The following is a 15,218-nucleotide window of genomic DNA, read 5'->3' on the forward strand; positions in this document are numbered from 1 at the left end:
CTCGAGTTGTATCCGGTCCGACTGTCACTCGGCTCGCCTGGCGGTCCCGTCGCCCCCACGCTGTCGAGCCCTACCTGGGTTGATGTGGAGCCGAACACCCTCATAGGCGACTGTGTACGGCACATCGTCGTCGTTGTCCGGATCGCCGGAGTCCGCAGGATCCGGTAGTTCCGCGATCTGTTCGACGACCGTCTGTGCTCGCGCAGCACCGGGATCGAACATCTCCTGAAACGGCCCCACGAACGAGCCACCGAGTCCGCGGCGCTTCGCCCGGACAGCCGCCCACCCGAACATCGCCAACGGGCCGACCATGGCGAACAGCACTAACAAATCCCACCCCATGCTCCGAGCGTACCGACTGACCGGCATTAAGTGGTCCAAGTCTGTTCAGCGCTGCCGTCCCTCAGGCCATTCGTCTCTCGGACTGTGCCTTCAGTAGATTTGCCAGTCGATCAGGTGAGATCCGCTCACGAACCGCCTCCGTCACGAGTTCGGCCTGCGTCTGAGGCGCGAGGCCCTCGATCGGTTGGTCTCGGTCCAGATTGGTCGGGAAGGCGTAGCCCTCGGCAGAGGCGGCGACGGCGCACCGAACTGCGTCGTCGGACCCCGCCTCGCCGAGGGCGAGCAGTGCCGGATAGATCGCGTTGACGAGTGCTTCCCGGTCGATGGTTCCGAGGGCTCGACCGAAGGCCGACGACACCTGGAGAAGATTTGCCATACGCAGAACGTCGGCGGATTTGTTGTGGCCGGCGGCGTGGAACAGTGCAGGGTTGAAGAAGACGGCATCTCCCTTCTTCAAAGGTAATTGGACGTAGTTGGCTTCGAAGAACTCCTTGAACTCGGGACGCTCGAACGCGAGGTATCCGGATTCGAATTGCTGTGAGTACGGCAGATACTTCGTCGGCCCCGTCTCGGCCGGCATGTCCACATGGGCGACGGCACCTTGCAAGGTGAGGGCAGGGGTCAAGCGGTGAACATGCGCCCGAAACTTCGCGGCTACGTCGCTCGACATGAAACCGAGGTGGTAGTCGCGATGTGGGTTCTGCGCGGCGCCACCGGGATTGACGACGTTGACGTCCGACGTCACCTGATACATGGGGCCCAGCCAGGCTTCCGACACCAAATCGACAATGCTGTTCGCGTAGTAGTCCACGTAGGTCCGGGGATCTTCGAGCGCCAACTTCAGTTGTGCACCCCAGATCCTATCGTTGGCGCCAGGCTTGGCGAAGTGATCTCCGGACGCTGCGCCGGATTCGTGTTGGCGCGCAATGAGTTCACGAAAAACCGCGCTGGCGCGATCCAGTATCTCCGCGTCGAACGCGCCTTGAAAGACTGTGATGCCGGGGCCTGTGAGTAACGCCCGGGCGATCTCGTCCTGGATCTCGGCACGGATGTCAGAATTCGCCGATTGCTCGACCAGTGAGTCCGAGCGGTACAGAAGAACGCCGTCGGCCACCGAATCGGCGTACGGGTAATCGGCAAGGTCTGTCTCGTGCGTGACCAGAGCCGCGAAGGCGTCGATGTTGCAATCTTTTCGGTGCAACCTACCCGCGAACGGCACGGTGTGGTCGGTCAGTGGGGGAGTCATTCGGGACCTTTCCTGCGGTGTTCACGATGAGCTGGTCCTCAAAGACTGCCAAGGTGAAGCCATCGAAACTACCCCTGAAATCCATCAAAAAGCCCTCAGCAAGCGGCCCCGTGGACTGGACCGGTGACGGAAGATCCGCGCGCTGCGACGGGATCACGTTCCCGGGTGAGAGCTAGAGAGTGAAGGCCCTCCGGAAAGCATCGAGTGCGGTGTCACTGTCTCCCGATGCCCACCCCTCCAAACCGATTGTGCCGGTGTATCCCTGCTCGGCGAGAACGCGTGCGATAGCGGGGTAGTTGATCTCGCCCGTGCCGGGTTCACAGCGCCCCGGAACGTCTGCCACTTGAATCTCGCCGATGTTGTCACCACAGCGCCGCACGAGTTCGATGAGATTTCCTTCGCCGATCTGAGCGTGGTAGAGGTCGAGCATCATCTTGAGGTTTGGATGTGAGACGGATTCCACCAGTGCCAGAGTGTCTTTGGCGCGGGCCATCGGTACTCCGGGGTGATCGACGATCGTATTGAGGTTTTCGAGACAGAAGACGACTCCGGCGTCTTCGCCCAGTTGCGCGATCTTCTCCAGAGCGCGTTGGGCCGTCAGCCACATCGCTCCCCTAGTTCGATATTGCGGGCGCGCAGCCTGTCCGTCGACCAGCTCGCCGGTATGGAAGTTCAGCCGGGGAACACCGAGTTTCGCTGCTGGAGCGAGGCACAGCTGCGCCGTGCGGACCAGTTCGGCGCTGCCCGCTTCGTCGAACAAATCGCCGTGGAGGTAGCCGGTCATCGAGGAGAACCGAGCCCCGGTGGCGACCAGAGCATCGAGGTCCTTGTCTTGCCAACTCCAGATCTCGACTGCAAATCCCGCCTCCGAGATCCGCTGGACACGCTCGACGAAGGCGAGTTCGGTGAACGTCATCTCGGCGGAGACCGCCAGGTCGAAGGGGCTCATCGCCGCACCGACAGCAGCGAAACGGGCAGTCCGGTCTCCACGGATTCTTTTGCCGCCAGGGCGATTTCCAGCGCATTGCGGGCATCGAGACCGTCGACTGACGGCGCAGCACCGGAGCGGATGCAGTCGGCGAAATGTGCCAACTGGGCGACATATGCGTCATGGAACAGTTCGATGTTCACCCGAGGTGTGTCGGCCAGAATGCCCGGTGAGCTGTAATGGCGCATCGCGGTCCGCGTGACCTCGCCTGCGCTGACCATTCCACCGGAACCGAAAACCTCGCCGCGCACGTCGTAACCGTAGGTGGCCTGGAAGTTGGCCTCGGCCGACGCGAGGGCGCCGTTGTCGAAGCGCAACTGAACCATCGACGTATCGAGGTAACCCTGTTCCTTGTACTGCGGGTGGATGAGAGCATCGGCCTGTGCGAACACCTCGACGACGCGTGCGCCGGGGTTGAGCCAGAGCAGAGCGTCGAAGTCGTGAATCAGTGTCTCGTTGAAGATGGTCCTCGGTTTGACCCGGGCGGCGACGTCGGCAGTGATGCCAGGATCACGCGTCAGGGAACGCAGTAGCTGTGGGGTTCCGATTCCGCCGGAGGTGATCACGTCGTGGGCCGCCGCGAAATCGGCGGCGAAACGGCGATTGAAACCGACTTGCAGCGCGACGTTGTTCGTGGCGCACGCGTCGATTGCTCGATCGGCGTCCGCGAGTGTCAAAGCCATCGGCTTCTCGCAGAAGACATGTTTGCCGGCCTCCGCAGCCGCGACCACGAGATCGGTATGTGTCGGGGCGGGCGTACTGATGAGCACCGCCTCGACGTTCGGATCGGCAATCAACGCGAGGGCATCGGTGTACGCGCGAGCGTCGGGACTGACGCGCTCGATCAATGACGCTGCAGCGCCGGGCACCGGGTCGGCGACGGCGACCAGACGTGTGCCAGGGATGCGCAGTGCGACGGATTCGCCGTGGAAGCGGCCGATCCATCCGGCGCCGATGAGACCGACTGCAACAGGGGCAGACATTGGGGCTCCGTTCGGAGTGAGAGTGAGGAACTAGATCGTTCTAGTGCTGTCAGTAAAGCGCCGGTTGCTCCTCGCGTCAACGTTTCGGTGCATTTTTGCTGGAACGATCTAGTCTGTGGAGGTGAACAGTCGACGTCCCACCTTGCAAGACGTAGCAGACCTGGCCGGTGTGTCACGCGCACTGGTGTCCATCGTCATTCGTGACGCCCCGGGTGCCAGCGATGCGACGCGCGTTCGGGTCAAGGCGGCCGCTGATCAACTCGGCTATCGACCCGATACCGCGGCGCGACTGTTGCGTCAACATCGCAGTCGCTTGATCGGCGTGAGCTACGTTGCAGCGCAGACATTTCACGCGGAGTTGCTCGACGAGATCTACGACGCGGCGGAAAGGTTGCGCTACGACGTCGTCCTCAGTGCCGTCTCGGATCGCAGGCCTGGCTCGCGCGCCGTGCGTACCCTTCTCGACGACCGATGCGAGGCGATCTTGCTGTTGGGTTCACAGGCACCGGAATCGGAGATCGTCGACCTGGCCGCCAAGGTTCCCGTCGTCGTGCTCGCCCGGAAGATGCCCTCAGCACATGTGGACGTTGTCCGCACGGACGACGAGGCGGGCGCCGTGATGGCCGTGAATCATCTCGTCGAACTCGGGCACCGCTCGATCGTCCACGTCGACGGTGGACGCGGTCCCGGCGCTCAGGAGAGGCGTCAGGGCTATCGCAAGGCCATGCGGGCGGCAGGTCTGGAGTCGAGGATTCTTCCGGGTGGTCTCACGGAGGAGTTCGGCGCAGATGCCGCGCAGTCGATGGTCGAGGGGGGACTACCCGGGGCGGTCTTCGCTTTCAACGATCGCTGCGCACTCGGAGTTCTCGACGTCTTTCTGCGAGCCGGAATCTCGGTGCCGGGCGAGGTGTCCGTGATCGGATTCGACAACAGCGCATTGGCCGGTTTGGCGCACATCGATCTGACCAGCGTCGGGCAGGACACGGCGTTTCTGGGTGGCGCTGCGGTCGAGCGGATCTCCGAACGTCTCGACGGCGGAAGTGGGCCATTGGGAAAGGACATTGTCGTGCAGCCGCAACTTGTGGTTCGAGGTTCAACTGGACCCGCGGGGCGTTGACCAGCTGTTTCGACTCCAACCAGTTTGTCCGGTCTTTGATAAGCAGTCCTAATGTCAGAACAAACTATTGACATTCGACTGTGACGGGTATTACATCTTTCACATACAACCGAGCACCATCCGTTCGCGGGCCGTTGGTTGATGTCGAGAGGGAGTTCACATGTCGTTTCTCACGGGACGCAAGAGCGTTGCCGTACTGGCCGGAGCCTCAGTCGTGGTCTTGGGTCTGGCCGCCTGTTCGAGTACCGGTGGAAAGCCGGATTCCTCAGGATCCGGAATGGGTGCGGGTACGGCGGACACGCCCCGCGCCACCATCGCGATGATCACCCACGAAGTTCCCGGTGACACATTCTGGGATCTGGTGCGCAAGGGCGCCGAAACCGCAGCGGCGAAGGACAACATCGAACTTCGGTACTCTGCCGATCCCGAGGCGCCGAACCAGGCGAACCTGGTTCAGAGCGCGATCGACAGCAAGGTCGACGGGATCGCCGTCACCCTCGCGAAGCCTGACGCCATGGTTGCCGCGGTCCAAAGTGCGACTGCCGCAGGCATTCCGGTGGTCGCCCTCAATTCGGGCCTCGAAACCTGGAAGGACATGGGCGTCAAGGAGTACTTCGGTCAGGACGAGTCGATTGCCGGTGAAGCTGCCGGCGAACGACTCAACACCGAAGGCGCCACCAAGGTGCTGTGCGTCATTCAGGAGCAGGGCAACGTGAGCCTCGAATCACGTTGTGCCGGTGTGAAGAAGTCGTTCAAGGGAACGACGGAGATTCTCAACGTCAACGGCAAGGACATGCCGTCGGTGGAGTCGACGATCACCGCGAAACTTCAACAGGACCCGGCAATCGATCGAGTTCTCGCGCTCGGTGCGCCGTTTGCCTTGACGTCCGTGACGTCGGTCGGCAATGCGGGCAGCAAGGCGAAGGTCGTCACCTTCGACACCAACGCGGCGCTCGTCGACGCCATCAAATCGGGTGACGTGCAGTGGGCAGTGGACCAGCAACCCTTCCTGCAGGGCTATCTCGCCATCGATTCGCTGTGGCTTTACCTCAACAACGGCAACGTGATCGGTGGCGGCTTGCCGACCCTGACCGGACCCGCGTTCATCGACAACACCAACATCGACTCGGTCGCCGAGTACGCCAAGAACGGAACTCGCTGATCCGGGCGCACGGAGGGCTGAGACACCACCCCTCCGTGCGCCTGTCCAGCACGGAAGGGAAATCATGTCCACTCAGGCAGATCTCGACCTTGCCGCCCACAAGGTCGTCACCGATGAACGGGTGAAGGAGCAGAAGCGCATTCAGCGTCTGTTGCTCCGCCCGGAGATGGGTTCACTTGTCGGCGCCATCGCCATCTTCATCTTCTTCTGTATCGTCGCGGCACCGTTCCGTACGCCGGAAGCGCTTGCGACAGTGCTCTACTCCAGCTCTACGATCGGTATCATGGCTTGTGCCGTCGCCCTGCTCATGATCGGCGGCGAGTTCGACCTCTCCGCCGGCGTCGCAGTCACCACGTCCTCGCTCGCCGCGTCGATGATCGCCTACAACCTGCACCTCAATCTGTGGGTGGGCGCGATTCTGGCGCTGGTCGTCTCGCTCGCGGTCGGATTCTTCAACGGCTACCTCGTCATGAAGACGAAGATTCCCAGCTTCCTCATCACCTTGAGTTCGTTCTTGATGTTGACCGGTATCAACCTGGCCGTTACCAAGCTCGTGAGTGGTCAGGTTGCAACACCCAGCGTCTCCGACATGGCCGGATTCGATTCCGCCAAAAAGGTATTCGCATCGTCGTTCTCGGTTTTCGGGGTGTCGGTCAAGATCACGGTGGTGTGGTGGCTGCTGTTCACCGCCATCGCCACGTTTGTTCTGTTCAAGACCAAGATCGGCAACTGGATCTTCGCGGTCGGCGGCAATCAGGACAGCGCACGCGCGATCGGTGTCCCGGTGACCGCAGTCAAGATCGGTCTGTTCATGACCGTCGGTTTTGCCGCCTGGTTCGTCGGCATGCATCTGCTGTTCTCGTTCAACACCGTTCAGTCCGGACAGGGCGTAGGTAACGAGTTCCTGTACATCATTGCCGCAGTCATCGGCGGTTGCTTGCTCACCGGTGGTTACGGAACCGCGATCGGCGCTGCGATCGGCGCATTCATCTTCGGTATGACCAACCAGGGCATCGTCTACGCAGGCTGGAACCCGGACTGGTTCAAGTTCTTCCTCGGCGCCATGCTGCTGTTCGCGGTCATCGCCAACAACGCATTCCGCAACTACGCTGCGAAAAGGTGACACATGAGTACCACAGCTGAAGTTCCCGCTCTCTCGAACTCGGGCGGCAACGTGCCACTGATCGAGCTCAAGGACGTCGGTAAGCAATACGGAAACATCATCGCGCTCAAGGGCATCAACCTGCGCGTCGGCGCGGGTGAAGTGACCGGCGTGCTCGGTGACAACGGTGCCGGCAAGTCCACGCTGATCAAGATCATCGCCGGACTGCACCAGCAGAGCGAAGGTGAACTGCTCGTCGACGGCGAGCCGACCACGTTCCACTCTCCGAAAGAAGCCCTCGGCAAAGGCATTGCGACGGTCTATCAGGATCTTGCCGTCGTCGCGCTGATGCCGGTGTGGCGCAACTTCTTCCTCGGCCAGGAACTTCGTAAGGGCGGCCTCATCAAGTCGCTCGACGCCAACGCCATGCGCGCGACAACGCTCTCGGAACTGTCGAAGATGGGCATCGAACTGCCCGACGTCGACGCACCGATCGGCAGCCTCTCGGGCGGACAGCGTCAGTGCGTTGCCATCGCCCGCGCCATCTTCTTCGGCGCGCGTGTGCTGATTCTCGACGAGCCGACCGCAGCACTCGGCGTCAAGCAGTCAGGAATGGTGTTGCGCTACATCACCGCTGCCAAGGAACAGGGATTCGGCGTCATCTTCATCACGCACAACCCGCACCACGCCTACATGGTCGGAGATCACTTCGTACTCCTCAACCGAGGACGTCAGAAACTCGACGCCAAATACGACGACATCTCGCTCGAAGAACTCACCAAGGAGATGGCGGGCGGTGACGAGCTCGAGACACTGACCCACGAGCTTCGCCGCTAGATCTAAACCTTACGACTGCAGCCTCGGTTCGACTCGAATCGAGGCCGCAGTCGTTTCGTCAGAGGATGGTCGTCGGCCGAGCCCCGAGGCCGGAATGCACGTACGCCTCGTCGATCAACGTCATATTGGCTACGGCGTCGGCCGGCCCGATGGGTAGCGTTGAGACCCCGGACAGATGATCGGCCAACGCCTCGAGTTGGTAGGTGTACGACGACTTCATACCCAGATGCTCGACGCTCGTGCGCCCACTCGCCGTGACAGAGACACGGTCGTCGACGTCCGGCTGGAGGAAGTTGTGCACCAGGACGTCTCCGTTGGTTCCGAAGACCCGGAAGGTGAAGTGGTACTGCTCGTCCAACATCGTTGTCACAACGGATGCCGTGGCGCCGCCGGGATACTCGAGTTCGATGTCGAACCACGAATCGACCCCCGGGGCATATTCCTCGTGCCGAGTCTCGGTGACACTCGGCGCACCGCCGCAGGCGTCACCCAGCGTCCGGGACGCATGTAATCCGTAGCAGCCCAAGTCCATCAGTGACCCACCTGCCAAAGCGAGTTGCCACCGCGGGTCGTTCTCGGATGGCCTGGGCATCCGCAGTACGGTTTCCACCCGAGTGACCGCGCCGACTGTGCCGCTCCGAACCACATCCAACAGGCGCCGGTTCACCGGATGAAAGAGGTAGTGGAATCCCTCGAGCAGCGTCACTCCGCTCACGCATGCTGCGTCGGCTACAGCACGCGCTTCCGCCGCGTTGCTCGAAAACGGTTTCTCCGTCAGCACGTGCTTGCCGGCCTGAATGGCGGCGAGATTCCACGGCCCGTGCAGGCTGTTGGGCAGCGCGTTGTAGACGACGTCCACCTCCGGATCCGAGATCAGCTCGGCGTACGAACCGACAACCCGTTCGATTCCATGTTGTTCCGCATAGGCTTCGGCCCGCTCGGGGCTGCGTGCGGCAACGGCCACCAGGCGGTGCCCAGTGGCCGTTGCAGGTTTGATCATCGCGTTCTCGGCGATGCGTGACGCTCCCAGAATGCCGATTCGCAGCGGAGTGACCGTCACAGAACCGACCGCAGATACTCGACGCTGGCTCGCACATCGCGCACCGGTCCCTCGTCGGACGGGGCCTCGGTCAAAATGGTGTCCTGCTCGAGCACGTACCACCCGTCGAAACCGTGGCGCTGCAATATGGCTGTGACGCCGGCGATGTCGACGTCGCCGCCACCGAGCGGGCGGTACATTCCCGCCTTGACTCCGTCGGTGTAGGTGAGCTCACCGCTGCGAACGCGTGATGCGAGGGCATCGTCGACGTCCTTGAGATGTACGTGGGTGACGCGCTCGGGAGCCTGACGTGCCAGGTCGACGGGATCGGTGCCCCCGATCAACAGATGGCCGGTGTCGAGGCACAGTGGGATGGCCGAGCCGTCGAGCACTCGAAGGACCTCGTCGCGTTGCTCGATCATCGTTCCGACGTGAGGGTGGACGACCGCCCGAATGCCACGTTCGGCCGCGGCGTCAGCGAGGCGATCGAGATTGTGCAGCAGGGTTTTCCAACTCTGCTCGTCCAGTTCCGGACGTGAATCGTAGCCGTCGGAGCCCGTCGCGGCGGCCAGGACCAGAACTTCGGCGCCTGAGGCGACAAAACCGTCGAGGATGGGGGAGATGCCGGGCACCGGATCGTGATCGTCATCGTGCAGTAGTACCGGTGCGAACCCGCCGACTGCGCTCAGATCGTGATCCGCGAGCACCTTGGCCATTTCGGCGGGTGCTGTCGGCAGAAAGCCCTCCGGTCCGATTTCCGTTGCCGCCAGACCGACTTCGCGCATTTCGCGGAGAACCTGCGCTGGGTCGAGTTGGTAGCCCCAGCCCGGGACTTCGCACACGCCCCAGGAGATCGGTGCGCCGGCGATGCGGGGAGTGCTCATGTGTGTGCCTCATTCTTGTCGTGAAGGAACAGATCTTTGACTTCGGTGATCGTGACGGGCCGACCCTGGCGCAGAGAATGCGTTGCAGCTTCGGAGATCCAGGCAGACTCGACCGCATCTGCGGGGGTACAGGGCGATTCCCGCCGCCCGGCGATTACGTCGAGGAATGCTTCTAGTTCCGCACGGTAGGCGGAGGTGAAGCGGTCCATGAAGAACGTGTACGGCGACTTCGCGGGGAACGAGATTCCGGGGTCGAGCGAGCGGAGCGGCAAGCGGTCGTCCAGCCCCGCAGCAACCGAATCCACCGAACCGAGCACTTCGAGCCTGCAGTCGTGGCCGCGACCGTTGTAGCGAGTATTCGACACGACCGCGATGGTTCCGCCTTCGAAAGTGAGAACCGTTGCGGCGGTATCGACGTCACCGGTCTCGGCGATCGCCCGGTCGCCCTGATTCGAGCCGGTGGCAAAAACCGTGGTGACTTCGCGGCCGCTGACCCACCGGACGATGTCGAAATCGTGGATCGAGCAGTCGCGGAAGATGCCGCCGGAGTGTTCGATGTACGAGATCGGCGGGGGAGCGGGATCGAGGGTCGTCGATCGGAGAGTGTGTATCCAACCGAGTTCGCCGGATCGAACTGCGTCGTACGCCGCCACGAATGACGGGTCGAACCGGCGCTGAAATCCGATCTGGACCGGTACCGACGTCAGCTCGACGGCTTCGAGTACACGAACAGAAGATTCGATGGAATCGGCGACGGGCTTTTCGCAGAACGTCGGGATTCCCCGGCGGACAGCGGCTTCGATCAGCTCGGCGTGCGAACTCGACGATGCGGCCACCAGGACGCCGTCGACTCCCGAGGCGAAAAGCGCGTCGGGATCGGCAGCGGACTCCACGTCGAGTTCGGTTGCCACGTCCGAGGTTCGACGTGCGTCGACGTCCGTGACAACCAGTGAGTCGACGCCGTCCATCGCGAGCAAGTTTCGGGCGTGGTAGCTGCCGATTCTTCCGAGTCCGACGACTCCGATGCGAGCGCCCATCAGTCCAGCCCTCCGAAGACGTTCTGGTCCCAGTCGATGATCGAACCCGTCACGACTCCGCTGCGATCGGAGAGCAGGAACACGACGAAGTCGGCGATTTCGTCGACCTGTCCGAGCTTGCCCATGGGAAGGGTGCTGCCCGCGCGTTCCTGCCAGTCGTCACCCGCGTCGTGAAAAGCCCTCTGTGTGAGGTCTTCTCCCTCGGTCTGTGTCCACCCGATGTCGAGACCGTTGATCCGGATCCGATCCCAGCGATGCGCATGGGCGGCGTTGCGCGTCAGTCCCGCCAGCCCGGCCTTCGCTGCCACGTACGGAGCGAGATACGGCTGGCCGCCGAGTTCGGACGTGGAGATGATGTTGACGATGGACCCCGCAACCGCACGCTCACGCATGTCCTTGACGGCGGCCTGCATCGTGAAGAACGGACCGCGAAGGTTCACCGCGATGTGCTGGTCGAAGAGTTCCTCGGTGGTGTCGAGCAGAGTTCCGCGGGAGGTGAGCCCGGCGGAATTGACCAGAGCATCCACACGGCCGAAGTGAGAGATCGTCTCGGCCACGCTGGCGAGTGCGGAATCCGTCTGTGCCACATCGGCTTCGATGAAGTGGGTTCCCGGTAGTTCTGCCTCGAGCGCTTTTCCGACGTCCGGGCGTCGGCCGGTGAAAGCCACCTGAGCGCCCTCACGGACTGCGGCGCGCACGACGCCGGCGCCGACGCCTTGGGAGCCGCCACTGACCAGCAGGACGGTGTCGGTCAGGAGTGCGGGCCTGGTTACGCCCGGCGGTGAAGTCATGGGTTTAGTCTGGCTGTGACGAAGACCTCGAGCAACAGCGAAAAACCATCAAATATCCATCATTGTGAGGTAGTTGTGGCGCATCGATTCAAAGTGCGGGAGATTGCCCAGCAGTCTGGCCTGAGTGAGGCCACCGTCGACCGGGTGCTCAACGACCGTCCTGGAGTTCGTGAGGGCACACGATCGGAGGTTCGCCAGGCGATCACGGACCTGGAACGCCAACGCTCGCAATTGAAATTGGTCGGCCGCACGTTCATCGTCGACGTCGTGTTGCAAACTCCCGCACGGTTTTCCGACGCCGTCCGTGACGCGCTCGAGGCCGAACTGCCGACCCTTGCGCCCGCAGTGGTGCGGTCTCGGTTCCACTTTCGTGAAACCGGTTCGGTAGAAGCGATGACGTCGACGCTCGACAAGATTCGCCGGCGCGGCTCCCACGGAGTCATCGTCAAGGCTCCCGACACTCCGGAAGTCGTGGCGGCGATCGACCGGTTGGTGGCGGCAAAGATTCCGGTCGTCACGTTGGTGACCGACGTTGCCGGCAGCAGGCGAGCCGCCTACATCGGCATCGACAACCGGGCCGCCGGAGCCACTGCGGCGTACTTGATAGATCAGTGGCTGGGGGATCGGGACGGCAACGTGCTGGTGAGCATGAGTAGCGGATTCTTCCGCGGGGAGGAAGAACGGGAGATGGGATTCCGCTCCGCCATGCGCGTCTCGGCTCCGCATCGACGGCTGATCGACATTCCGAACAGCGACGGACTGGATCAGACGAGTAGGAAACTGGTGCGAGCGGCACTCGAATCCGATCCACAGATCCGGGCTGTCTATTCGATCGGTGGCGGCAACGTGGCCACGGTCGACGCGTTCGAAGAACTGAACCGGGAGTGCAGTGTCTTCGTCGCCCACGATCTCGACGGAGACAACCGAAAGCTGCTGGGGGAGAGGCGAATATCGGCGGTGCTCCACCACGATCTGCGGGCGGATGTTCGCACTGCCTGTCAGGTGGTCATGAACGAACACGGCGCCATGGGCGCTCACTTCGGCTTTACGACGTCGCCGGTTCAGGTCGTGACACCGCTCAACATGCCCCCGACATAGCTGTGCGCGGTTAAGGAGTCCGGAGACTCCCTAACCGCGCACAGGGCCGAAGGCCCGACTATCGAGCGAAGAGCAGCGCTCGCTTGACTTCCTGAATTGCCTTCGTCACCTGGATGCCGCGGGGGCACGCGTCGGTGCAGTTGAACGTGGTGCGGCAACGCCACACGCCGTCCTTGTCGTTCAGGATGTCGAGACGCTCGGAAGCGGCCTCGTCACGGCTGTCGAAGATGAACCGGTGTGCGTTCACGATGGCAGCGGGACCGAAGTAGCTGCCGTCGCTCCAGTACACGGGGCACGACGTGGTGCAGCATGCGCAGAGGATGCACTTCGTCGTGTCGTCGAAACGAGCACGGTCGTGCTGGCTCTGGATGCGCTCACGAGTGGGCTCGTTGCCACTGGTGATGAGGAACGGCTTCACGGCGCGGAATGCGTCGAAGAAGGGCTCCATGTCGACAACCAGGTCCTTCTCGACGGGCAGGCCCTTGATGGGCTCGACCGTGATGGTGACCGGCTTGCCGTCCTTGGGCAGCATGTCCTTCATCAGCAGCTTGCAGGCCAGACGGTTCACACCGTTGATCCGCATCGCGTCCGATCCACAGACACCGTGTGCGCAGCTGCGACGGAACGTGAGGGTGCCGTCGAGGTAGCCCTTCACGTACAGCAGCAGGTTGAGCAGACGGTCGGTGGGCAGTGCCGGGACCTGGAAACTGTCCCAGTGCTGGCCCTCGCCCGATTCAGGGTTCATCCGCGCGATCTTGAGAGTGACCATGACGGCCCCCTCGGGAACAGCGGGGAGTTTGGGTGCATCTACAGCAGGCGCAGACATCAGTACTTACGCTCCATCGGCTCGTAGCGGGTCTGGATCACCGGCTTGTAGTCCAGACGGATGTCGGAGAGCAGGCCGTCACCCTCCTTGTACGCCATCGTGTGCTTCATGTACTCGGCGTCGTTGCGATCCGGGAAGTCCTCGCGAGCGTGGCCGCCGCGCGATTCCTTGCGGTTGAGGGCGCCGACGACGGTGACCTCTGCCATTTCGAGGAGGAAGCCCAGCTCGATGGCCTCGAGCAGGTCGCTGTTGTAGCGCTTGCCCTTGTCCTGGACCGTGATGTGGTTGTAGCGCTCCTTGAGAGCACGCACATCCTTGAGTGCCTGGGTGAGGCGCTCTTCGGTGCGGAAGACGGAAGCGTTGTTGTCCATCGACTGCTGCAGCTCGGTGCGGATGTCCGCAACGCGCTCGTGGCCGTGATCGGACAGGATGACGCCGACCCAGTCTTCGACCATCGCAGCCGGGGTTTCCGGCATGTCGACGAACTCGGTGGAGTTCGCGTACTCGGCGGCAGCGATGCCGGCGCGACGACCGAACACGTTGATGTCGAGGAGCGAGTTGGTACCGAGACGGTTTGCACCGTGTACGGAGACGCAGGCGCATTCGCCGGCGGCGTACAAGCCCTTGACGATCTCGTCGTTGTTGCGCAGCACCTCACCGTTGATCTTGGTGGGGATACCGCCCATGACGTAGTGGCACGTCGGGTAGACGGGCACGGGCTCCTTGACGGGGTCCACGCCGAGGTAGGTGCGCGAGAACTCCATGATGTCGGGGAGCTTCTCGTCGAGAACTTCCTCGGGGATGTGGGTCACGTCGATGTAGACGTAGTCCTTGTTCGGGCCGGCACCGCGGCCTTCGAGAACCTCGAGGACCATCGAGCGCGCCACGATGTCACGGGGAGCGAGGTCCTTGATGGTGGGGGCGTAACGCTCCATGAAGCGTTCACCGTCGGCATTACGGAGAATGCCACCTTCACCACGGACGGCTTCCGAGATCAGGATGCCGAGGCCGGCGAGTCCTGTCGGGTGGAACTGGTGGAACTCCATGTCCTCGAGCGGCAGGCCCTTGCGGAAGATGATGCCCATGCCGTCACCGGTGAGGGTGTGCGCGTTGGACGTCGTCTTGTACATGCGTCCCGAGCCGCCGGTCGCGAAGACGATCGACTTGGCGTGGAAGATGTGCAGCTCGCCGGTCGAGAGCTCGTAGCAGATGACGCCGGTGGCAACCGGGCCGTCCTCGGTCTCGGTGATGGCGATGTCGAGCGCGTAGAACTCGTTGAAGAACTCGACGTCGTGCTTGACGCAGTTCTGGTAGAGCGTCTGCAGGATCATGTGACCGGTGCGGTCGGCTGCGTAACACGCACGGCGCACGGGTGCCTTGCCGTGGTCACGGGTGTGGCCACCGAATCGACGCTGGTCGATCTTGCCTTCGGGCGTGCGGTTGAACGGCAGGCCCATCTTCTCGAGGTCGAGCACCGCGTCGATGGCCTCTTTGGCCATGATCTCGACGGCGTCCTGGTCGGCGAGGTAGTCGCCGCCCTTGACGGTGTCGAAGGTGTGCCACTCCCAGTTGTCTTCCTCCACGTTCGCCAGTGCGGCACACATGCCGCCCTGGGCCGCGCCGGTGTGGCTGCGGGTGGGGTAGAGCTTGGTCAGTACGGCCGTGCGGGCACGGGGGCCGGCTTCGATCGCCGCACGCATGCCTGCGCCACCGGCGCCGACGATGACCACGTCATAACGATGTTCCTGCATGAAGTCTGTGCTCCC

Annotated in this window: 15 protein-coding genes; 5 read left to right on the forward strand and 10 right to left on the reverse strand. The window is 62.7% G+C overall.

Annotation, left to right across the window (positions count from 1 at the left end; translation table 11 throughout):
• Positions 1-24: 24 nt before the first annotated feature.
• The 4 genes from G8767_RS18340 to G8767_RS18355 form a co-directional block, all read right to left on the reverse strand.
• Positions 25-342 carry a hypothetical protein gene (locus G8767_RS18340; RefSeq protein ID WP_240952394.1) on the reverse strand — a complete coding sequence of 106 codons (318 nt, stop codon included), beginning with the start codon at positions 340-342 and terminating at the stop codon, positions 25-27.
• 61 nt (positions 343-403) lie between these two features.
• Positions 404-1,588, reverse strand: coding sequence for a phytanoyl-CoA dioxygenase family protein (locus tag G8767_RS18345; RefSeq protein WP_166811024.1), 1,185 nt, complete (start codon positions 1,586-1,588; stop codon positions 404-406).
• Positions 1,589-1,760: 172 nt separating this feature from the next.
• The gene (locus G8767_RS18350; protein ID WP_166811026.1) at positions 1,761-2,537 is read right to left on the reverse strand and encodes a TIM barrel protein; all 777 of its coding nucleotides are present in this window, start codon (positions 2,535-2,537) and stop codon (positions 1,761-1,763) included.
• Positions 2,534-3,559, reverse strand: a complete 1,026-nt coding sequence (locus tag G8767_RS18355) for a Gfo/Idh/MocA family oxidoreductase (RefSeq protein ID WP_166811029.1) — start codon at positions 3,557-3,559, stop codon at positions 2,534-2,536. The genes G8767_RS18350 and G8767_RS18355 overlap by 4 nt, the downstream gene beginning before the upstream one ends.
• 115 nt (positions 3,560-3,674) lie before the next feature.
• On the opposite strand from G8767_RS18355, the gene G8767_RS18360 reads away from it, so the two are divergent.
• From G8767_RS18360 to G8767_RS18375, 4 genes are all read left to right on the forward strand, one after another.
• The gene (locus G8767_RS18360) at positions 3,675-4,676 is read left to right on the forward strand and encodes a LacI family DNA-binding transcriptional regulator (protein ID WP_166811031.1); all 1,002 of its coding nucleotides are present in this window, start codon (positions 3,675-3,677) and stop codon (positions 4,674-4,676) included.
• A gap of 160 nt (positions 4,677-4,836) precedes the next feature.
• A complete protein-coding gene (locus tag G8767_RS18365; RefSeq protein ID WP_007727338.1) occupies positions 4,837-5,838 on the forward strand; it encodes a substrate-binding domain-containing protein in 1,002 nt (333 codons plus the stop codon).
• 64 nt (positions 5,839-5,902) lie between these two features.
• Positions 5,903-6,961 carry an ABC transporter permease gene (locus G8767_RS18370; RefSeq protein ID WP_003940759.1) on the forward strand — a complete coding sequence of 353 codons (1,059 nt, stop codon included), beginning with the start codon at positions 5,903-5,905 and terminating at the stop codon, positions 6,959-6,961.
• Between the two features lie 3 nt (positions 6,962-6,964).
• Positions 6,965-7,777: an ATP-binding cassette domain-containing protein gene (locus G8767_RS18375; protein ID WP_007727336.1), complete on the forward strand. Its 813-nt coding sequence runs from the start codon at positions 6,965-6,967 to the stop codon at positions 7,775-7,777.
• 58 nt (positions 7,778-7,835) lie between these two features.
• Here the strand turns inward: G8767_RS18375 and G8767_RS18380 are convergent, their stop codons facing one another.
• From G8767_RS18380 to G8767_RS18395, 4 genes are read right to left on the reverse strand one after another with little or no spacing between them, the layout of a single operon-like run.
• On the reverse strand, positions 7,836-8,837 hold the full coding sequence (locus tag G8767_RS18380) for a Gfo/Idh/MocA family oxidoreductase (protein ID WP_166811033.1): 1,002 nt from the start codon (positions 8,835-8,837) through the stop codon (positions 7,836-7,838).
• A complete protein-coding gene (locus G8767_RS18385; RefSeq protein ID WP_166811035.1) occupies positions 8,834-9,700 on the reverse strand; it encodes a TIM barrel protein in 867 nt (288 codons plus the stop codon). The genes G8767_RS18380 and G8767_RS18385 overlap by 4 nt, the downstream gene beginning before the upstream one ends.
• Positions 9,697-10,737 (reverse strand): Gfo/Idh/MocA family oxidoreductase, encoded by a 1,041-nt coding sequence (locus G8767_RS18390; RefSeq protein ID WP_166811037.1) that lies wholly within the window; start codon positions 10,735-10,737, stop codon positions 9,697-9,699. Before G8767_RS18390 ends, G8767_RS18385 begins: the two co-directional genes overlap by 4 nt.
• Positions 10,737-11,528: an SDR family oxidoreductase gene (locus G8767_RS18395; RefSeq protein ID WP_095969013.1), complete on the reverse strand. Its 792-nt coding sequence runs from the start codon at positions 11,526-11,528 to the stop codon at positions 10,737-10,739. Before G8767_RS18395 ends, G8767_RS18390 begins: the two co-directional genes overlap by 1 nt.
• A 75-nt stretch (positions 11,529-11,603) precedes the next feature.
• Between G8767_RS18395 and G8767_RS18400 the strand changes: the two genes are divergently transcribed.
• Positions 11,604-12,626 (forward strand): LacI family DNA-binding transcriptional regulator, encoded by a 1,023-nt coding sequence (locus G8767_RS18400; RefSeq protein ID WP_124566465.1) that lies wholly within the window; start codon positions 11,604-11,606, stop codon positions 12,624-12,626.
• Between the two features lie 58 nt (positions 12,627-12,684).
• On the opposite strand, the gene G8767_RS18405 is transcribed toward G8767_RS18400, so the two are convergent.
• Entirely contained in the window at positions 12,685-13,452 is a 768-nt protein-coding gene (locus G8767_RS18405; protein ID WP_003940925.1) for a succinate dehydrogenase iron-sulfur subunit, read from the reverse strand.
• The gene (sdhA, locus tag G8767_RS18410; protein ID WP_003941011.1) at positions 13,452-15,203 is read right to left on the reverse strand and encodes a succinate dehydrogenase flavoprotein subunit; all 1,752 of its coding nucleotides are present in this window, start codon (positions 15,201-15,203) and stop codon (positions 13,452-13,454) included. The genes G8767_RS18405 and sdhA overlap by 1 nt, the downstream gene beginning before the upstream one ends.
• Between the last annotated feature and the right edge of the window lie 15 nt (positions 15,204-15,218).

It is taken from the genome of Rhodococcus sp. IC4_135, assembly GCF_011602025.1.
Taxonomy (GTDB): Bacteria; Actinomycetota; Actinomycetes; order Mycobacteriales; family Mycobacteriaceae; genus Rhodococcus_F; species Rhodococcus_F baikonurensis.